This is a genomic window from Duganella levis (assembly GCF_009857605.1).
GTDB classification, from domain to species: domain Bacteria; phylum Pseudomonadota; class Gammaproteobacteria; order Burkholderiales; family Burkholderiaceae_D; genus Rugamonas; species Rugamonas levis.
Map to the genome: position 1 here is coordinate 47,445 of NZ_WWCT01000008.1, position 20,490 is coordinate 67,934.

The window sequence follows — 20,490 nt, forward strand, 5'->3', positions numbered from 1 at the left end:
AGACAGGTTTTTAGCAAGAATACGTAAACACGAACGCGTCAATGGCGGATAATATTGCCTGTTGCCGTTTTTGAACCATCTTTGAACAACAATGCGACCTATGGATTTTACCCGCGACGACGCCCCTGCCGCCCCTGCTGCTCCAGCACCGGCCCCAACGCGCCCTGCGCCGCCCGCGAATCAATTGTCGTACGCTGTCGCCACCTGGCTGCAGCGTGTGGATGCGGCAGCGCACCCCAAAGCCAAGCTGGCGCCGCCGCCGGTCGATAACGACCCCAAGCAAACCCAATACAAGCTGATTTACGTGCTGGCGCCCACCAGCGGCGGCCGCCATGTGGCGCTGTGCCTGTACAAGGCGCGCCTGCGGCCGAACGGCGACGTGGCGGCGGCCAGCCCGGTCAGCGAAGTGTTCTCGCTGCTGTCGACCCCGCCGACTTTCATGACGCCGAACGACGAAGACTTGATCCGTTTCTTCGTCGCCATGCGCAGCGGTCAGAATTCGCAAACCGGCTCGGCCACCGAACCGCGCGGCAAGATCGGCGCGGCGCTGCTGAATATGCTGGCCGAGCAGGACAAATTGCTGTGGGCCAATTCGTGGGCCGACGTCGGCAACGGCCTGGTGTATCCGCTGAAAGGTGGCGTGTTGCGCGAGGCCAACCTGGCCTGGCGCGAAGAAGGCAAGGGCTTGCGGCTCGGCTGGCAGGTGGCGCCGCCGCCGGGCGCCAAGCACGTCGGCGCGGACCAGGTCGACTACATGCTGCCGACCGATCCGCCGTGGTACATCGATAACCTGTCGTGCGGCGTGCTGCAATTGAACCAGGGCGGCGCCACGATTCCGCTGGCCGACCTGCAAGCGCTGGTGGCGCAGGCGCCGCTGCTGACCAATAACGACAAGATGCGGGTCTCGCAACTGCTGCTGGCGCACGGCCTGCAAGGGCTGATGCCGCTGCCGCAACCGTTGCCGCAGCGCATGCGCGACGACGTCAAGCCGCGTCCGGTGCTGACGCTGGAAGCGGCAATGCTGGCCGACGGCTCGCTGCAGCGCTGGCATGATTTCGCCGTGCTGTCCTACGACTACGACGGCGAACGGGTGTCGTTCGATCCGTCGCAGCGTGTGGTCCGCCAAAAGGGAGAGGTCACCGAGATCATCCAGCGCGATAACGAGGCCGAGCAGGCCGCGCTGGCGCTGCTGACCGAACGTCATTTCATCGCGCCGACCACGCTGCCGCTGAGCAGCCTGAAGGGCGCAGTGTTGCTGCCGAGCCAGGCCGAGTGGATACGCTTCGCCCGCGAGGGCATCGCCGCGCTGAAGGAAGCCGGCTGGAAAATCGAGAAAACCGCCAAATACCGCTACGACACGGTGGAAGTCGGCGACTGGTACGCCGACGTGGTGGAAGATCCGGCCGACGGCGGCCATGCCTGGTTCGATCTGGAACTGGGCATCATGGTCAACCAGGAGCGGGTGCCGCTGCTGCCGGTGCTGGTGCAACTGATCCGCAACGCCCCCAACGATTTCAATCCGAAAGTCATCGCGCAGCATGGCGCCGAAGACCAGATGCTGGCCACGCTGGCGGACGGTTCGCGCGTCGCGCTGCCGTGGGGCCGCGTGCGGCCTATCCTGAATACGCTCGGTGAGTTGTATTTCAGCGACAAAATCAAGAATTCGGTGCACATGGCCACGCTGGATGCAGCCCGCCTGGACGAGCTGGCCCGCAACCTGGACCTGCAATGGACCGGCGGCGAGGAATTGCGCGACATGGGCGCCCGCCTCAACCAGTTCGGTTCGGTGACGCGGGTCGCCACCCCGGCCGGCCTGCAAGCCACGCTGCGTGACTATCAAACCGATGGTCTGTCGTGGATGCAGTTCCTGCGCGAATACGGCTTCGCCGGCATCCTGGCCGATGACATGGGCCTGGGCAAGACGGTGCAAACGCTGGCACACATTCTGGTCGAGAAGGAAGCCGGCCGTCTGACGGCGCCGGCGCTGGTCATCGCCCCTACCAGCCTGATGGGCAACTGGCAGGAAGAAGCGGCGCGCTTTGCGCCCGGCCTGAAGGTGCTGCTGCTGCAAGGCAAGGACCGCATGGGCCAGTTCGACCAGATCGAAGAAGCCGACCTGGTGCTGACCACCTATGCGCTGCTGCCGCGCGACGAGGAAAAACTGCGCGAGCACGATTTCCACCTGGTGATCCTGGACGAATCGCACTACATCAAGAATACCCGCTCCAAGGCGGCCCAGAGCGCCGGCCTGCTGCGCGCCCGTCACCGGCTGTGCCTGTCCGGCACGCCGCTGGAGAATCACCTGGGCGAGCTGTGGTCGCAATTCCACTTCCTGCTGCCCGGCCTGCTGGGCGACGAGAAGGGCTTCAACTCCGTGTTCCGCCATCCGATCGAGCGTGCCGACGATCCGCTGCGGCGCGCGCTGCTGAACCGCCGCATCAAGCCGTTCCTGCTGCGCCGGACCAAGGACAACGTGGCCAAGGAACTGCCGCCGAAGACCGAGATGGTGCGCAAGGTCGAACTGACCGGCGCCCAGCGCGACCTGTACGAAACCGTGCGCCTTGCCATGGACCAGAAAGTGCGCGACGAAATCGACCGCAAGGGTGTGGCGCGCAGCCAGATCGTGATTCTGGAAGCGCTGCTCAAGCTGCGCCAGGTCTGCTGCGATCCGCGCCTGGTCAAGTCCACCACCAAGAAACAGCAGGCGGCCGGGTCGGCCAAGCTGATCGATCTGATGCAGATGATCGAAGACTTGCTGGAAGAAAAGCGCAAGATCCTGGTGTTCTCGCAGTTCACCAGCATGCTGGAGCTGATCCAGGAAGAGCTGGAAGCGCGCGACATTCCGTACGCGCTGCTGACCGGCGAGACCAAGGACCGCAGCGCGCAAGTGGCCGCCTTCCAGCAGGGCGCGGTGCCGATCTTCCTGATTTCGCTGAAAGCCGGCGGCGTCGGCCTCAACCTGACGGCGGCCGATACGGTTATCCACTATGATCCATGGTGGAACCCGGCGGCGGAAAATCAGGCCACCGACCGCGCCTGGCGTATCGGCCAGGACAAACCGGTGTTCGTGTACAAGCTGATCGCCAAAGGCACGCTGGAAGAAAAGATCCAGGTCTTGCAACAGAAGAAATCGGACCTGGCGCAATCGATCCTGGCCGAAGGCGAATCGCAGAAGATGGCCTTGACCCAGGAAGACCTGCAACAGATCTTCGCACCCTTGGTGGAGTAAATCATGACGCAGACGCTAGCGGAACTCCAGGCGGCACTACAGCAGTCGCAAGCAAATGAGGCCCGCTACCGGCTGCTACTGGAACACAGCAGCGAGATCAGCTGGATGGCCGACTGCGCCACGCTCCAGTTGACCTGGCTGAGCCCGGCGGCCGAACGGCAGTTCGGCTACACGCTGGAAACCGCCAGGACGCTGGCCCACGGCCTGCTGAAGGACTTGCAGGCGCGGCTGGCGCGCTACGCCGACGGCGATTTGAGCCGTCGTCGCTTGCTGCGTGAAACCGAGTTGGCGCACGCCGACGGCCACCAGGTGCCGGTGGAAATCGAATCGACGCTGATCCTCGACGGGCACGGCGTGCCGGCCACCGTGGTCGGCGTGGTGCGCGACCTCAGCGCCCGGCGCGAGCTGGCGGCGCAGCAGAAAAAGTTTGCCTCCATGCTGTCGCACGAATTCCGCACGCCGCTGTCGACCATCGACGGCGCCGTGCAGCGGCTGGAAATGACCGGCGCCCACCACGACGAAGGCACGCGCAAGCGCTACCGCAAGATCCAGACCGCAGTCGACCGCATGCTGGCGATGCTGGACGAATACCTGTCGCCGGACCGCATGGCCAGCATCGGCCGCGAGCGCCAGCCCAACGAAGTCAATCCCGCCACCCTGCTGCAAACCGCCGCCGAACAGGCCCAGCGACGCCGCAAACAGGTCACGGTGCGGACCGAAGGCTTGCCGCAATGGATGCGTTGCGACCCGTCCGGCATGCGTTTATGTCTGGAAATGTTGTTGGACAATGCAATAAAGTACACAGAGGATAATATTCCGATAGAATTGGTGGGGAGAATTGCAACGGAAGGTGGCGTCGAGCTGCTGGTGCGCGATCATGGCGCCGGCATACCGGAGGCGGATTTGCCCAAGGTGTTCGACAAAGCGTTCCGGGGTAGCAATGCCGCCAGTGTGGCGGGATCGGGCCTGGGCCTGTATATGGCGCGTTCCATTGTTGATGTGCACGGTGGTACTGTTACTGCGAGAAATGTTTCTGAAAGCGGCACGGAATTTCGGATTTGGCTGCCCATCGCGGCCAATGCCGGGAAAAGCCTTGCGCGGGCTGGGGCCAGCAGTGATAATTCCCCAGACGCAAGCTGATTGTCCCAAGTCTTGGGCACAATTGCTCAACAATTGAACGAAGTGGCGCATCAATGACGCAAATACTCATCGTGGAAGACAATCTGGACTACGCCGAGGAGATGGCCGAGTTCCTGACTGAGCTTGAACACGAAGTGCACATCACCAACAACGCCAGCGACATGTGGTCGGCTTTGAGCCAGGGCAACGTTGGCGTGGTCGTGCTGGACCTGGGCCTGCCGGACGAGGATGGCTTCAACGTCATCCCACGCATGCGCCAGCTGTATCCGCAGATCGGCTTGCTGGTGTTGACCGGCCGGGTGGCGTTCGACAACCGCATCCTGGGCCTGCGCCTGGGCGCGGACCACTACCTGACCAAGCCTATCAAATTCCCGGAACTGGCGGCGCACATTGAAGCGCTCGACCGTCGCGTCGGCCCGCAGGAGACGATTCCGCTGCCGAGCAAGTGGACGCTGAAAGTAAGCGCTCGCCAACTTGAGCTGCAAGGCATGGCGATCACGCTGACCGAGAAGGAATGCAATTTCCTGCACCTGCTGACCATCAATACCCGGCCGGTGCCGCGCCAGGTCATCGTGGCCGGTATCGGCGGCGATGATCCGGATGCCGGTCGCCGCGTCGACATGCTGGTGTATCGCCTGCGCAAGAAAGCTCGTACCGGCCTCGGCCAGGACTTGCCGCTGCGCAGCGCCTACGGCGAAGGCTACAGCCTGTCGGCCAGTTTCAACCTGTCTTAAATAGGGACAGAGTCAGGCAACAAGGGTAGAATCGCATTTCGATCTCCCCTTTTTTGTTATCTGTATGGCTCGCCTGCCCCGCTTAATCGTCCCGAATCAGCCCCACCACGTCATCCAGACCGGTCTCAACAACCAGGATGTGTTCCTCGACGCCGAAGACTATCAAACCTTTCTCGGATGGCTGCGCACCGCCGCCAAGACTTACAAAGTCGCCATCCACGCCTATTGTTTGATGCCGAATCACCTGCATTTGCTGCTGACGCCGTCCGACGACAACGGTCTGGGCCAGATGATGCAGTGGGTCGGCCGCTATTACGTGCCCTATTTCAATCAAAAATATGTCCGCAGTGGAACTTTGTGGAACGGAAGATACAAAACTTCGCTGATCGATGCCGACGCCTACTTTATGTTGTGCAGCCGTTATATCGAGTTCAACCCGGTGCGCAACGGCCTGGTGGCGCGCGCCGAGGATTATCCGTGGTCCAGCTACTGCCACCACGCCGGCATCCGCCCGGACGGACTGGTCACTGACCACGCCAAGGTCTGGGAACTGGGCAACACGCCATTCCAGCGCGAGGCGGCCTACAGCGCACTGTCAGAGCCGGCCTTGAGCGCCGACGAAATCACTTTAATCAGCAATGCGCTGCTCAAAGGCTGGCCGCTGGGCTCGCCACAGTTCCAGACCGCCCTGCAAAAGAAGATGAAACGCCAGGTATTGCCGGCAAAACGCGGCCGGCCATTCAAAATAAAGCCTTCCGCCGAATAGGGCTTCACTCTGTCCCCATTTAAATAAATAAGCTTCTGAGGAAAATTTAATCTGACTCCGACCCTAATTGTTATGCTTGAGGTTTACGCTGCGTTGCACTAATCTTGTCTCTCAAGCCAATCAGTTTTGGAGTTTAGCCATGGAAGCACAAGGTCTGTACGATCCGTCCAACGAACATGACGCCTGCGGCGTCGGTTTCGTCGCCCACATCAAGGGCAATAAGAGTCACTCGATTGTGGAACAGGGTCTGCTGATCTTGAAGAACCTCGATCACCGGGGCGCGGTGGGTGCGGACCCGCTGATGGGCGACGGCGCCGGCATCCTGATCCAGATTCCGGACCAGTACTACCGTGACGAAATGGCCAAGCAAGGCGTGGAACTGCCACCGCCAGGCGAATACGGCGTCGGCATGGTGTTCCTGCCGAAGGAAAACGCGTCGCGCATCGCCTGCGAACAGGAAATCGAACGCGCCGTGCGCGCCGAAGGCCAGGTCGTGCTGGGCTGGCGCAACGTGCCGGTCGATACCGACATGCCGATGTCGCCGACCGTGCGCGCCAAAGAGCCGGTGATCCGCCAGATCTTCATCGGCCGTGGCGCCGACATCATGGTGACCGACGCGCTGGAACGCAAACTGTACGTGATCCGCAAATCGTCCGGCCACGCCATCCAGGCGCTGAAACTGATCCACGGCAAAGAATTCTTCGTGGCCTCGCTGTCGGCCCGTACCATCGTCTACAAAGGCCTGCTGCTGGCCGACCAGGTCGGTGTCTACTATAAAGACCTGCAAGACGCGCGCTGCATCTCGGCGCTGGCGCTGGTGCACCAGCGTTTCTCGACCAACACCTTCCCGGAATGGCCGCTGGCCCACCCGTACCGCCTGATCGCCCACAACGGCGAGATCAACACCGTCAAAGGCAACTTCAACTGGATGCGCGCGCGCGAAGGCGTGATGAAGTCGGCCGTGCTGGGCGACGACCTGCAAAAGCTGTTCCCGCTGATCTACGAAGGCCAGTCGGACACCGCCTGCTTCGATAACGCGCTGGAACTGCTGTTGATGGCGGGCTATCCGCTGGCCCAGGCAATGATGATGATGATCCCGGAAGCCTGGGAAAATCACGGCACGATGGACGACAATCGCCGCGCGTTCTACGAATATCACGCCGCCATGATGGAACCATGGGACGGCCCGGCCGCCATGGCGTTCACCGACGGCCGCTACATCGGCGGCACGCTGGACCGCAACGGTTTGCGTCCAGCCCGCTACATCGTGACTGACGACGACCTGGTGGTGATGGCGTCGGAATCCGGCGTGCTGCCGATTCCTGAGTCGAAAATTATCCAGAAATGGCGTCTGCAACCAGGCAAGATGTTCCTGATCGACCTGGAAGCCGGCCGCATCGTCGACGATAAAGAGCTGAAAGACACCTACGCCAACGCCAAGCCGTACAAGGCCTGGATCAACGCGGTGCGCATCAAGCTCAACGAAATCAAGCTGAGCGAAAGCCAGCTGGCGCACAACCGCGCCAAGGACAAGCAGGCGCCGGGCGAAAAAGCCGTGCCGTCGCTGCTGGACCGCCAGCAAGCGTTCGGCTACACCCAGGAAGACCTGAAATTCCTGATGGCGCCGATGGCTGCCGCCGGCGAAGAAGCCACCGGCTCGATGGGCAACGACTCGCCGCTGGCCGTCATGTCCAACAAGCTCAAGCCGCTGTATTCCTACTTCAAGCAGCTGTTCGCCCAGGTGACCAACCCGCCGATCGACCCGATCCGCGAAGCGATGGTGATGTCGCTGGTGTCGTTCATCGGTCCCAAGCCTAACCTGCTGGACACCAACAACGTCAACCCGCCGATGCGCCTGGAAGTGTCGCAGCCTATCCTGGGCTTCGACGACATGGAGCGTCTGCGCAACATCACCCTGCATACCGGCGGCAAGTTCAAGGCTTACGAGCTGAACATCTGCTACCCGCTGGCCTGGGGCAAGGAAGGCGTTGAAGCCTGCCTGGCGTCGCTGTGCGCGGAAGCCGTGGATGCGGTCAAGTCCGGCCACAACATCCTGATCGTGTCGGACCGTTCGATCGGCCCGGACCGCGTTGCGATTCCTGCACTGCTGGCCACCTCGACCATTCACCAGCACCTGGTGTCGAAAGGCCTGCGCGCCTCGACCGGCCTGGTGGTGGAAACCGGCTCGGCCCGCGAGACCCACCACTTCGCCCTGCTGGCCGGCTACGGCGCGGAAGCGATCCACCCGTACCTGGCGATGGAAACCCTGGCCGAAATGGCGGCCGGCATGCCGGGCGATATGTCGGCGGAGAAAGCCGTCTACAACTTCACCAAGGCGGTCGGCAAAGGCCTGATGAAGGTCATGTCCAAAATGGGCATCTCGACCTATATGTCGTACTGCGGCGCGCAGATCTTCGAGGCTGTCGGCCTCAATAAATCGCTGGTCGACAAATACTTCAAGGGTACCTCGTCCAACGTGGAAGGCATCGGCGTGTTTGAAGTGGCGGAAGAAGCGCTGCGCCTGCACAACCTGGCCTTCGGCGACGATCCGGTGCTGGCCAACCACCTGGACGCCGGCGGCGAGTACGCCTTCCGCGTGCGTGGTGAAGACCACCTGTGGACGCCGGACGCGATCGCCAAGCTGCAACACTCGACCCGCGCCAACAATTTCTCCAGCTATAAAGAGTACGCGCAGATCATCAACGACCAGAGCAAGCGTCACCTGACCTTGCGCGGCCTGTTCGAGTTCAAGATCGATCCGGCCAAGGCGATTCCGCTGGACGAAGTGGAGCCAGCCAAAGAGATCGTCAAGCGTTTCGCTACCGGCGCGATGTCGATGGGTTCGATTTCGACCGAAGCCCACGCCACGCTGGCCGTCGCCATGAACCGCATCGGCGGCAAGTCCAACACCGGTGAAGGCGGCGAAGATCCATCGCGCTACACCATGGAGTTGAAAGGCATCAAGATCAAGCAGGGCGAGACCATGGCTTCGGTCATGGGCAAAGAGCAGATGGTGGTCGATATTCCTCTGCAAGAGGGCGACTCGCTGCGTTCGCGCATCAAGCAGGTGGCGTCGGGCCGTTTCGGCGTGACTGCGGCTTACCTGAACTCGGCCGACCAGATCCAGATCAAGATGGCGCAGGGCGCCAAACCGGGCGAAGGCGGCCAACTGCCGGGCCACAAGGTGTCGGAATACATCGCCACGCTGCGCTTCTCGGTACCGGGCGTGGGCCTGATTTCGCCGCCGCCGCACCACGATATTTACTCGATTGAAGATCTGGCGCAACTGATCCACGATCTGAAGAACGCCAATCCGCGCGCTTCGATTTCGGTCAAGCTGGTGTCGGAAGTGGGTATCGGCACCGTCGCCGCTGGTGTGACCAAGGCCAAGGCCGATCACGTAGTGGTGGCCGGCCATGACGGCGGCACCGGCGCCTCGCCGCTGTCGTCGGTCAAGCACGCCGGCACGCCGTGGGAGCTGGGCCTGGCTGAAACCCAGCAGACGCTGGTGCTGAATGGCCTGCGCAGCCGTATCCGTGTCCAGGCCGACGGCCAGATGCGTACCGGCCGCGACGTCGTCATCGCCGCCATGCTGGGCGCCGATGAAATCGGCTTCGCCACCGCGCCGCTGGTGGTTGAGGGCTGCATCATGATGCGCAAATGCCACCTGAACACCTGCCCGGTCGGCGTCGCCACGCAAGATCCGGTGCTGCGCGCCAAGTTCTCGGGCAAGCCTGAGTACGTCGTGAACTACTTCTTCTTCGTTGCCGAAGAAGCGCGTCAGCTGATGGCCCAGCTGGGCATCCGCACCTATGACGAGCTGATCGGCCGCGTGGATCTGCTGGACAAGTCGAAAGCCATCTCGCACTGGAAAGCGCAAGGCCTGGACTTCAGCAACATCTTCTACCAGCCGCAAGTGCAGGACGGTCATTCGATCTACCACACCATGGAGCAGGATCACGGCCTGGACAAGGCGCTGGACCACAAGCTGATCGCTCAGGCGAAAGCAGCACTGGAAAAAGGCGAACGCGTGTCCTTCATCTCGCCGGTGCGCAACGTCAACCGCACGGTCGGCACCATGCTGTCGGGTGAAGTGGCCAAGCGTTACGGTCACGCCGGCCTGCCGGACGACACTATCCATATCCAGCTGCAAGGCACGGCGGGCCAGTCGGCCTGCGCCTTCCTGGCGCACGGCATCACCATCGACCTGGTCGGCGAGGGCAACGATTACGTCGGCAAGGGCTTGTCGGGCGGCCGCATCATCGTGCGTCCGAATACTGAGTTCCGTGGCTGGGCGGTGAACAACATCATCATCGGTAATACCGTGCTGTACGGCGCGATTGCCGGTGAAGCCTTCTTCAATGGCGTGGCCGGCGAGCGTTTCGCCGTGCGTAACTCGGGCGCCACCACCATCGTCGAAGGCACCGGCGACCACGGTTGCGAATACATGACCGGCGGCACCGTCGTGGTGCTGGGCCATACCGGCCGTAACTTCGCGGCTGGTATGTCGGGCGGTATTGCCTACGTCTACGATCCGGACGGTGATTTCGAATCGCGCTGCAACACCTCGATGGTGACGCTGGAGCGCGTGCTGAGCACCAAGGAGCAGTCGATCGACAGTGCCACCTTCCACGTGCAGCACAAAGACCACGGTCGCGAGGCCGACGAGGTGATCCTGAAGCGTTTGATCGAGCGTCACTTCAAGCACACCGGCAGCACGCGCGCGCGCCTGCTGCTGGACAACTGGGCCGACAGCCGCGGCAAATTCGTCAAGGTATTCCCTAGCGAATACAAACGCGCCCTGGCCGAAATGGCCGAGGATGTGGCGAACGAAGCCGCAGTCGTGCAACCAGTTGCTGCTTAAGTCAGCGTCACAAGATTACGAAGGAAAAATATCGTGGGTAAAATCACCGGCTTCATGGAATTCCAGCGTCAGGAAGAAAGCTATCTGCCGCCAGCAACGCGCCTGAAAAACTACGCGGAGTTCGTCATTCCGCTGACCAATGAGCAAGCCAAGGTACAGGGCGCGCGCTGCATGGACTGCGGCATCCCGTTCTGCAACAACGGCTGCCCGGTCAACAACATCATCCCGGACTGGAACGACCTGGTGTATCGCGGCAACTACCGCGAAGCGCTGGACACGCTGCACTCGACCAACAACTTCCCGGAATTCACCGGCCGCATCTGCCCGGCGCCGTGCGAATCGGCCTGTACCCTGGGCATCAGCGAAGATCCGGTCGGCATCAAGTCGATCGAGCACAAGATCATCGACGAAGGCTGGGAACACGGCTGGGTCGTGCCCCAGCCGCCAAGCAAGCAGACCGGCAAGAAAGTCGCCGTGGTCGGTTCCGGTCCTGCCGGCCTGGCCGCTGCCCAGCAGCTGGCGCGCGCCGGCCACGCCGTCACCGTGTTTGAAAAAGCAGACCGCGTCGGAGGCCTGCTGCGCTACGGCATTCCAGACTTCAAGATGGAAAAGTCGCACATCGACCGCCGCGTCAAGCAGATGGAAGCCGAAGGCGTGACCTTCCGCACCAGCGTGCTGATCGGCAAGGACTTCCCGGCCAACGTCAATAACTGGGCCAAGGAAACCATCTTCCCGGAAGACCTGCAAAAAGACTTCGACGCCGTGGTGCTGGCCGGCGGTTCCGAATCGCCGCGCGACCTGCCGGTGCCGGGCCGCGAGCTGAAAGGCGTGCATTTCGCCATGGACTTCCTGCCGCAGCAAAACAAGGTCAACGCCGGCGACAAGGTGAAAGACCAGATCAAGGCCACCGGCAAGCATGTGGTGGTGATCGGCGGCGGCGATACCGGTTCCGACTGCGTCGGCACCTCCAACCGTCACGGCGCCGCCTCGGTCACCCAGTTTGAACTGATGCCGATGCCGCCGGAGCAAGAGAACAAGTCGCTGGTCTGGCCGTACTGGCCAACCAAGCTGCGCACCTCGTCGTCGCACGAAGAAGGTTGCGAGCGCGACTGGGCTGTGGCCACCAAGCGCCTGGAAGGCAAGGGCGGCAAGGTCGAGAAGCTGATCGCCTGCCGTGTCGAGTGGAAAGACGGCAAGATGGTGGAAGTACCGAACTCGGAATTCGAAATGAAAGCCGACCTGGTGTTCCTGGCCATGGGCTTCGTCTCGCCGGTCGCCACCATCCTGGATGCGTTCGCAGTGGACAAAGATGCACGCGGCAACGCCAAGGCCACCACCGATGGTGATGGCTGCTACAAAACTTCCGCAGCCAAAGTATTTGCCGCCGGCGACATGCGCCGTGGCCAGTCGCTGGTGGTGTGGGCGATCCGCGAAGGCCGCCAGTGCGCGCGCGCGGTCGACGAGTTCCTGATGGGCAGTTCCGAGTTGCCGCGGTAATCCCTGACGCGGTAATCAGGCTCGGCCTGATTCTCTGCCGGATACGGACGGGCGATCCCCGACCGTGTCCGGTTTTTTTATGCGGCACTGTACTGAATGTAACATTTCGTTCCCGGTGTAAATTGCTGACTTTGGGTTCAGTAGTGTTGTATTATCTGTATTGTTATCCGACTTTTTGCCCCGCTCCGGAGGGGCCCTCAGCAGAGATTGACGTTTCTGCACTACAATACGGCCATTCCAAAAAATGAGTTCAGTCGTGCCAAATCTAGTCGAAATCCGTGATTTACACTTTTCCTATGGCAAGCGCGCGATCCTGACGGGCTTGAACATGGACTTCCCGCGCGGGAAGGTGGTTGCGATCATGGGCGGCTCCGGCAGTGGCAAGACCACCGTGTTGCGCCTGATCGGCGGCCAGTTGCGCCCGCAGCGCGGCCAGGTCAAGGTGCAGGGCCAGGTGGTGCACAAGCTGAATACCGCCGGCTTGTACCTGTTGCGCCGCAAGATGGGCATGCTGTTCCAGCACGGTGCGCTGTTTACCGACCTCACCGTGTTCGAGAACGTCGCCTTCCCGCTGCGCGAGCATACCGACCTGCCGGAAGAGCTGATCCGCAACCTGGTGTTGATGAAGTTGCAAGCCGTGGGCCTGCGCAACGCCGCCAAGCTGAAACCGGGCGAAATCTCCGGCGGTATGGCGCGCCGCGTGGCGCTGGCGCGTTCCATCGCGCTGGACCCGGAACTGATTATGTATGACGAGCCGTTCGCCGGCCTGGATCCGATCTCGATGGGCGTCACCGCCAACCTGATCCGTAACCTGAACACGGCGCTGGGCTCGACCACCATCCTGGTGTCGCACGACGTCAAGGAAAGCTTTGCCATTGCCGACTATGTGTATTTCCTGTCGCAGGGCAAAATTGTTGCGCATGGCACGCCGGCTGAAATGAGCGTGTCCACCGATCCGTATGTGAAGCAGTTCGTCAACGCAGAAGCCGACGGCCCGGTGCCGTTCCACTATCCAGGCAAGTCCCTGGCCGACGATCTGGGCCTGGGAGTGCATGTATGAGTGTAAAGAATTGGTTGTCCCGCCTGGGCGCGCCGCTGCGCGACTATGTGGAAAGCATCGGCTATGGTTTCCGTACCTTCGCCAATATGCTGGGCGTGTCGCCCGGCCTGTTGCGCCGGCCGGGACTGGTGATCGAGCAGCTGCATTTCATCGGCAATTATTCGGTGCTGATCATCACCCTGTCCGGCCTGTTCGTTGGCATGGTGCTGGGCCTGCAGGGTTATTACACGCTGAATAAATACGGCGCCGAGCAATCGCTGGGCCTGCTGGTGGCGCTGGGCCTGACCCGCGAACTGGGCCCGGTCATCACCGCGCTGCTGTTTGCCGGCCGCGCCGGCACCTCGCTGACCGCCGAAATCGGCCTGATGAAGGCCGGCGAGCAACTGTCCGCCATGGAAATGATGGCCGTCAACCCGATCCAGCGCGTGCTGGCGCCGCGCTTCTGGGCCGGCGCGCTGTCGGTGCCGCTGCTGGCGTCGATGTTCAGCGCCGTGGGCGTATTGGGCGGCTGGCTGGTCGGCGTGCAGCTGATCGGCGTCGACGACGGCGCCTTCTGGTCGCAGATGCAGGGTGGGGTCGACTTCTGGAAAGATATTATTAACGGCTTTGCCAAGAGCGTGGTGTTTGGCGTGGCGATCACCTTCATCGCCCTGTACCAGGGCTACGAAGCGCAGCCGACGCCGGAAGATGTGGCGCGCGCCACCACCCGCACCGTCGTGATCTCGTCGCTGATGATCTGGTGGCTGGACTTCATGATGACGGCGCTGATGTTTAGCAAATAAAAAGATTAGAACTGAGGAATAATTATGCAACGTAAATCTCTGGATGTCTGGGTCGGTCTGTTCATCGTCATCGGCGTGGCCGCATTGATGTTCCTGGCGCTCAAGGCCGGCAATACCAGTTCGCTGTCCTGGGGCAAAACTTACGCCATCAGCGCCAAATTCGACAACATCGGCAGCCTGCGTCCGCAAGCAGCGGTCAAGGCCGCCGGTGTGGTGGTCGGCCGTGTGGGAGAGATCAAGTTTGATGACAAGAGCTATCAGGCGCTGGTAACCTTGAATATGGAAGAGAATTACAAGTTCCCTAAGGATAGCTCGGCCAAGATTCTGACGGCCGGCCTGCTGGGTGAACAATACGTCGGCATTGATGCTGGTGGCGATACTAACAATCTGGTGGCCGGCGATAAAATCGCCCGGACCCAATCGGCGACCGTGCTGGAAGACCTGATTAATCAGTTTATCTACAGCAAAGCCGCCGAAGGAAAGGACAGCAAATAATGAGCCGTACCGTAAAACAATTCCGCCAGGTTGCGCTGGCGCTGGGCGTCACCGTGCTGCTGGCCGGTTGCGCCGGCCCGAATCCGCGTGACCCGTACGAGGGCTACAACCGCGCCATGTTCAATTTCAACGATAAAGTTGATGAATATGCGCTGAAACCGGTGGCCACGGGCTATAAAAACGTCACCCCGAGTTTTGTGCAGACCGGCGTGGGCAACTTCTTCGGCAATCTGGGCGATGCCTGGACCGCCATCAATCAATTCCTGCAAGGCAAAGGCGAAGACGGCATGACCGACGTCACCCGCTTCGCGCTGAACTCGACGCTCGGTATCCTCGGCCTGTTCGACATCGCCTCGGAAGCGGGCTTGCCGAAGCACAAGGAAGACTTCGGCCAGACGCTGGGCGTGTGGGGCGTGAATTCCGGCCCGTACCTGGTGCTGCCGCTGCTGGGCCCGTCCACCGTGCGTGACACGGTGGCGCTGCCGGTGGATATCTCCGGCGACATCTGGCGCTACAAGGACCCGACCAATGTGCGCAATATCGGCACCGTGCTGCGCGTGGTCGATACCCGCGCCGGCCTGCTGGACGCTTCGACCCTGCTGGAAGCCGCTTCGCTGGACCGCTATGAGTTCCTGCGCGACGGTTATCTGCAGCGCCGCGAGAGCCAGATTCACCCGGACGCCGACTATGCGCCACGTAAAGTGGAAAAAGATGATACTGCTGAAACTTCTGCCCCCGTGTCATCCGAACCGGCGGCAAAAGAGTTAAACTCCGGCACACCGGCTGCAAAACCTGACAGCCAGTGACCTGAAGAACCACTCATAAGGCATAAACAATGAAATTTATTAAACAATTTATCGCTTTGGCCACTGTCGCACTGGCGTTCAACGCCGCCCACGCTGCCGACGAAGCGCCGGACGCGCTGGTCAAGCGCATCAGCTCGGACGTGCTCAACACCGCCAAGAGCGACAAGGCCATCCAGGCAGGCGACACCAAAAAAGTCATCGACCTGGTGGAAACCAAGATCCTGCCGTACGTCGACTTCCAGCGCATGACCGCACTGGCCTCGGGCCGTTTCTGGCGTGACGCCACCCCGGACCAGCAGAAGGCGCTGACCGAGCAGTTCCGCCAGCTGCTGGTGTTCACCTATTCCGGCGCACTGTCGCAGGTAAAAGACCAGACCGTCGAGTTCAAGCCGCTGCGCGCTGACCCGACCGATACCGACGTCGAAGTGCGCTCGCAGGTCAACCAGGCCCGTGGCGAACCGATTCCGCTGAACTACCGCGTGGCCAAAGGCCCGAACGGCTGGAAGATCTACGACATCAACGTGCTGGGCGCGTGGCTGGTCGAGACCTACAAAGGCACCTTCGCGTCGGAAATCTCGAAGGGTGGCATCGACGGCCTGATCAAGGCGCTGACCGACAAGAACAAGTCGCTGGCCGCCAAGCCCCTCAACACTGCTGCACCAAAAAAATAAGCTGACGCCATGAACGCCGTTACCGACCCCATCGACAACCTGCAATCGCTCACGTCCCTGACCGTGCTCAACGCCTCCGCGGCGTTGCAGCGTGGCTATGCCGCCATCAAGGCTGGCCAGACCGCGTTCGACCTGCGCCATGTGTTGACGGTGGATTCGGTGTCGGTGTCGGTGATGCTGGCCTGGCAGCGCGCCGCGCACGACGCCGGCATCAAGCTGGAACTGAAAAACCTGCCGCCGGCGCTGCAAAGCCTGACCAAGCTGTACGGCGTGTGCTCGCTGCTGTTCCCAACGGATGTGCCGCTGGAGCAGGACCCGAACCTGGCGCGCAATCCGGCGCACGATGAATTTGCGCCTGTGAAGGCGCCGGAGACGGTCTTCGCCAAGAAGACCGCCGTGGCCGCCGACTCGGCCAACCACCATCCCCATTGACCTCCGCCCCACCCCGCCGCCTGCAGTAAACCCCGGTCCGGCTCGGACCGATTGAATTTCCCCTATAATTGAACGTTGCCACAGTCGCAGCGCTGTGGCGTCCGCAGCATCTTCGCGCGCGCCGCATCGGCCGCCGCAACCTTATTGATAAGTCAAGCATGACAGCGATCCAAATTAGCAATGTCGAGAAGCGCTACAAGTCGCTCCAGGCACTGGGCGGCGTGTCCCTCAGCATCGAAGAGGGCGAATTCTTCGGCCTGCTGGGGCCGAATGGCGCCGGCAAGACCACCCTGATTTCCATCATCGCCGGCTTGATCCGGCCAGACGCCGGCTCGGTCAAGATCCACGGCCACGACGTGGTCAGCGATTTCCGCGAAGCGCGCAAGAAGCTGGGCGTGGTGCCGCAGGAACTGGTGTTCGACCCGTTCTTCACCGTGCGCGAGACGCTGCGTTTGCAATCGGGCTACTTTGGCCTGAAAAACAACGACGCCTGGATCGACGAGGTGATGCACAACCTCAACCTGACCAACAAGGCCGACACCAATATGCGCGCGCTGTCCGGCGGCATGAAGCGCCGCGTGCTGGTGGCGCAGGCGCTGGTGCACAAGCCGCCGGTGATCGTGCTCGATGAGCCGACCGCCGGTGTCGACGTCGAGCTGCGCCAGACGCTGTGGAAGTTCATCTCGCGCCTGAATCGCGAAGGCCACACCGTGGTGCTGACCACTCACTACCTGGAAGAAGCGCAGGCCATGTGCAAGCGCGTCGCCATGCTCAAGCTGGGGCAGGTGGTGGCGCTGGACAGCATGGCCTCGCTGATCCGCCGCATCTCCGGCTCGCAGCTGATCGTCAACATGAAGCACGGCGACCTGCCGGACGATTTGCGCCACCTGATCACGCATCCGGAAGCGTCGGAGCACGGCAAGAAGTACAGCCTGCGCATCAATGAATATGCGGAAGTCGAGCAAATCCTGGCGCGCCTGCGCGAATCGGGCGCCATCATCGACGACATGCAACTGCAACAAGCGGATCTGGAAGATATCTTCTTGCAGATCATGGACAAAGGTACCGTATGAACTTCCTCTCCGCCGGATTCCGTACGCTGGTCTTCAAGGAGATCCTGCGTTTCTGGAAAGTCGCCACGCAAACCATTGCCGCGCCGATCCTGACCGCCATGCTGTACCTGATGATCTTCGGCCATGTGCTGGAAGGCCGCGTCACGGTGTACCAGGACGTCAACTACACCTCGTTCCTGATTCCGGGCCTGGTGATGATGAGCGTGCTGCAGAACGCCTTCGCCAACGCCTCGTCGTCGCTGATCCAGTCCAAGATCACCGGCAACCTGGTGTTCGTGCTGCTGACGCCTTTGTCGCACTGGGAGATCTTCTCGGCCTACGTGATCGCCGCCATGGTGCGCGGCATCATGGTGGGCCTGGGCGTGTTCCTGGTGACCGCCTGGTTTGCCCACCTGTCGTTCGCGGCGCCGCTGTGGATCCTGGCGTTTGCCCTGCTGGGCGCCGCCATCCTCGGCACCATGGGGCTGATCGCCGGCGTCTGGGCTGAAAAGTTCGACCAGCTGGCGGCGTTCCAGAACTTCCTGATCGTGCCGCTGACCTTCCTGGCCGGCGTGTTCTACTCGATCCACTCGCTGCCGCCGGTATGGCAGGCGGTGTCGCATCTGAATCCGTTCTTCTACATGATCGACGGCTTCCGTTACGGTTTCTTCGGCCAGTCCGACGTCAGCCCGCTGGTGAGCCTGGCCATTGTTTCGGCCTTCCTGGTGGTGCTGTCGTTCCTGGCGATTCGTTTGCTGCGCAGCGGTTACCGCCTGCGCCACTAAAATTCAAGGACTTATCATGCCTACTACTCCAGAACTCATCCACGGCTATATCTCGGCCGGTCTCGAATGCACCCACCTTCAAGTGGAAGGCGACGGCCAGCACTTCCAGGCGGTGATCGTCTCGCCGGCATTTGCCGGCAAGCGCCCGATCCAGCGCCACCAGCTGGTGTACGCCGCACTGGGTGACCGCATGCGCGAAGAAATCCACGCGCTGTCGATGAAAACCCTCACCCCTGAAGAATACCAAGGATAAGCATGGACAAGCTTCTGATTCAAGGCGGTAACCGCCTGCAAGGCGACATCACCATTTCGGGCGCGAAGAACGCCGCCCTGCCTATCCTGTGCGCGGGCCTGCTGACCGCCGGCGATCTGGAACTGTCCAATGTGCCGCACCTGCACGACGTTGCCACCATCCTCAAGCTGCTGGGCGAAACCGGCCTGAAAGTCACGCAGGACAACGACAAGGTCACGCTCAACGGCAGCGCCATCACCAAGCTGGAAGCGCCGTATGAAATGGTGAAAACCATGCGCGCCTCGATCCTGGTGCTGGGGCCACTGCTGGCGCGCTTCGGCGAAGCCAAGGTCTCGCTGCCGGGAGGCTGCAACATCGGTTCGCGTCCGGTCGACCAGCACATCAAGGGTCTGCAGGCGATGGGCGCCGACATCACCATTGAAGGCGGCTACATCTACGCCAAGTGCGCCAAGCTGAAAGGCGCGCGCATCGTCACCGACATGATCACCGTCACCGGCACCGAGAACCTGCTGATGGCGGCGACCCTGGCCGAAGGCGAGACCGTGCTGGAAAACGCCGCCTGCGAACCGGAAGTGACCGACCTGGCGCACCTGCTGGTGTCCATGGGCGCGAAGATCGAAGGCATCGGCACCAACCGCCTGGTGATCCAGGGCGTGGCCGAGCTGCATGGCGCCAAGCACACGGTGGTCTCCGACCGCATCGAAGCGGCGACCTTCCTGTGCGCCGTAGCCGCCACCGGTGGCGACATCACCATCCGCAACACCCGCGTCGACATCATGGATGCGGCGCTGGACAAGCTGCGCGAGATCGGCCTGCAACTGACCATCGGCGACAACTGGATCCGCGCGCAGATGGACAAGCGTCCGACCGCCGTCACTTTCCGCACCACCGAATACCCTGGCTTCCCGACCGACATGCAGGCGCAGTTCATGGCGGTGAACACCATCGCCGAAGGCGCCAGCCGCGTGACGGAAACCATTTTTGAAAACCGCTTCATGCACGTCCAGGAGATGAACCGCCTGGGCGCGCAAATTGAAACCGATGGCAACACCGCCTTTATCAAAGGCGTGGAACAGCTGGTTGGCGCGCCTGTGATGGCGACCGACCTGCGTGCCTCCGCTTCGCTGGTGATCGCCGGCCTGGCCGCGCGCGGTGAAACGCTGATCGACCGCATCTATCACCTGGACCGTGGCTACGATCAGATGGAAGTCAAACTCTCCGCCGTAGGCGCCAACATCCAGCGAATCAAATAATCATCATGAGTGCATTCCAAGCCGACTCCCAGCAGCTGATCCTTGCGCTGTCGAAGGGCCGTATTTTCGAGGACACCCTGCCGTTGCTGGAAGCAGCCGGCATCACCGTCACCGAGAATCCGGAGACTTCGCGCAAGCTGATCCTGCCGACCAATGACCCGAACGTGCGCGTGCTGATCGTGCGCGCCACCGATGTGCCGACCTATGTGCAGCATGGCGCAGCGGACTTCGGCGTGGCCGGCAAGGATGTGCTGCTGGAGCACGGCGGCGAAGGCCTGTACCAGCCGATCGACCTGCACATCGCCGAGTGCCGCATGTCGGTCGCGGTCCGCAACGGTTTCGATTACGAGACCGCGGTGCGTCAGGGTGCGCGCCTGCGCGTGGCCACCAAGTTCGTCGAGACGGCGCGCGCGCACTTCGCCAAGAAGGGTGTGCACGTCGATCTGATCAAGCTGTATGGCTCGATGGAGCTGGCGCCGCTGGTCGGCCTGTCGGACGCCATCGTCGACGTGGTCAGCACCGGCAATACGCTGCGCGCCAACGACCTGAAAGAGGTCGAGGCCATCATGGATATTTCGTCGCGCCTGATCGTCAACCAGGCCGCGCTGAAGATGAAACGCGAGCGTCTGCAACCTATTCTCGAAGCGTTTGAACGCGCTTCCAAAAAGTGA

The 20,490-nt window shown here is 61.8% G+C and carries 17 protein-coding genes; all 17 read left to right on the forward strand.

Annotation, left to right across the window (positions count from 1 at the left end; translation table 11 throughout):
* The first annotated feature begins 100 nt into the window (after positions 1 to 100).
* The 17 genes from GTP69_RS12055 to hisG all read left to right on the forward strand — a co-directional run bounded on the left by GTP69_RS12055 (position 101) and on the right by hisG (position 20,490).
* Complete coding sequence (locus GTP69_RS12055) at positions 101 to 3,229, forward strand: DEAD/DEAH box helicase (RefSeq protein ID WP_161055135.1); 3,129 nt, start codon at positions 101 to 103, stop codon at positions 3,227 to 3,229.
* A 3-nt stretch (positions 3,230 to 3,232) separates the two neighbouring features.
* Positions 3,233 to 4,369, forward strand: coding sequence for a PAS domain-containing sensor histidine kinase (locus GTP69_RS12060; protein WP_161055136.1), 1,137 nt, complete (start codon positions 3,233 to 3,235; stop codon positions 4,367 to 4,369).
* 53 nt (positions 4,370 to 4,422) lie between these two features.
* Positions 4,423 to 5,103 carry a response regulator transcription factor gene (locus GTP69_RS12065; RefSeq protein WP_110845902.1) on the forward strand — a complete coding sequence of 227 codons (681 nt, stop codon included), beginning with the start codon at positions 4,423 to 4,425 and terminating at the stop codon, positions 5,101 to 5,103.
* A 64-nt stretch (positions 5,104 to 5,167) separates the two neighbouring features.
* Positions 5,168 to 5,869 carry a transposase gene (locus tag GTP69_RS12070; RefSeq protein ID WP_161055137.1) on the forward strand — a complete coding sequence of 234 codons (702 nt, stop codon included), beginning with the start codon at positions 5,168 to 5,170 and terminating at the stop codon, positions 5,867 to 5,869.
* Positions 5,870 to 6,008: 139 nt separating this feature from the next.
* Positions 6,009 to 10,733 carry a glutamate synthase-related protein gene (locus GTP69_RS12075; RefSeq protein WP_161055138.1) on the forward strand — a complete coding sequence of 1,575 codons (4,725 nt, stop codon included), beginning with the start codon at positions 6,009 to 6,011 and terminating at the stop codon, positions 10,731 to 10,733.
* Between the two features lie 33 nt (positions 10,734 to 10,766).
* A complete protein-coding gene (locus tag GTP69_RS12080) occupies positions 10,767 to 12,230 on the forward strand; it encodes a glutamate synthase subunit beta (protein WP_161055139.1) in 1,464 nt (487 codons plus the stop codon).
* A gap of 256 nt (positions 12,231 to 12,486) precedes the next feature.
* Complete coding sequence (locus GTP69_RS12085) at positions 12,487 to 13,290, forward strand: ABC transporter ATP-binding protein (protein ID WP_110845898.1); 804 nt, start codon at positions 12,487 to 12,489, stop codon at positions 13,288 to 13,290.
* Entirely contained in the window at positions 13,287 to 14,072 is a 786-nt protein-coding gene (gene mlaE / locus GTP69_RS12090; RefSeq protein ID WP_110845897.1) for a lipid asymmetry maintenance ABC transporter permease subunit MlaE, read from the forward strand. Before GTP69_RS12085 ends, mlaE begins: the two co-directional genes overlap by 4 nt.
* A 24-nt stretch (positions 14,073 to 14,096) precedes the next feature.
* A complete protein-coding gene (gene mlaD / locus GTP69_RS12095; protein ID WP_161043076.1) occupies positions 14,097 to 14,567 on the forward strand; it encodes an outer membrane lipid asymmetry maintenance protein MlaD in 471 nt (156 codons plus the stop codon).
* A complete protein-coding gene (locus GTP69_RS12100) occupies positions 14,567 to 15,373 on the forward strand; it encodes an MlaA family lipoprotein (protein ID WP_161055140.1) in 807 nt (268 codons plus the stop codon). Before mlaD ends, GTP69_RS12100 begins: the two co-directional genes overlap by 1 nt.
* A 29-nt stretch (positions 15,374 to 15,402) precedes the next feature.
* A complete protein-coding gene (locus GTP69_RS12105; RefSeq protein WP_161055141.1) occupies positions 15,403 to 16,044 on the forward strand; it encodes an MlaC/ttg2D family ABC transporter substrate-binding protein in 642 nt (213 codons plus the stop codon).
* A gap of 9 nt (positions 16,045 to 16,053) precedes the next feature.
* Positions 16,054 to 16,476, forward strand: coding sequence for an STAS domain-containing protein (locus GTP69_RS12110; protein WP_161055142.1), 423 nt, complete (start codon positions 16,054 to 16,056; stop codon positions 16,474 to 16,476).
* A gap of 158 nt (positions 16,477 to 16,634) precedes the next feature.
* A complete protein-coding gene (locus GTP69_RS12115) occupies positions 16,635 to 17,549 on the forward strand; it encodes an ABC transporter ATP-binding protein (RefSeq protein WP_110845892.1) in 915 nt (304 codons plus the stop codon).
* Positions 17,546 to 18,313: an ABC transporter permease gene (locus GTP69_RS12120; protein ID WP_161055143.1), complete on the forward strand. Its 768-nt coding sequence runs from the start codon at positions 17,546 to 17,548 to the stop codon at positions 18,311 to 18,313. The genes GTP69_RS12115 and GTP69_RS12120 overlap by 4 nt, the downstream gene beginning before the upstream one ends.
* 16 nt (positions 18,314 to 18,329) lie before the next feature.
* Positions 18,330 to 18,566, forward strand: a complete 237-nt coding sequence (locus GTP69_RS12125; RefSeq protein ID WP_110845890.1) for a BolA family protein — start codon at positions 18,330 to 18,332, stop codon at positions 18,564 to 18,566.
* Positions 18,567 to 18,568: 2 nt separating this feature from the next.
* On the forward strand, positions 18,569 to 19,819 hold the full coding sequence (gene murA, locus GTP69_RS12130) for a UDP-N-acetylglucosamine 1-carboxyvinyltransferase (protein WP_161055144.1): 1,251 nt from the start codon (positions 18,569 to 18,571) through the stop codon (positions 19,817 to 19,819).
* A gap of 5 nt (positions 19,820 to 19,824) precedes the next feature.
* Positions 19,825 to 20,490, forward strand: a complete 666-nt coding sequence (hisG, locus tag GTP69_RS12135; protein WP_161055145.1) for an ATP phosphoribosyltransferase — start codon at positions 19,825 to 19,827, stop codon at positions 20,488 to 20,490.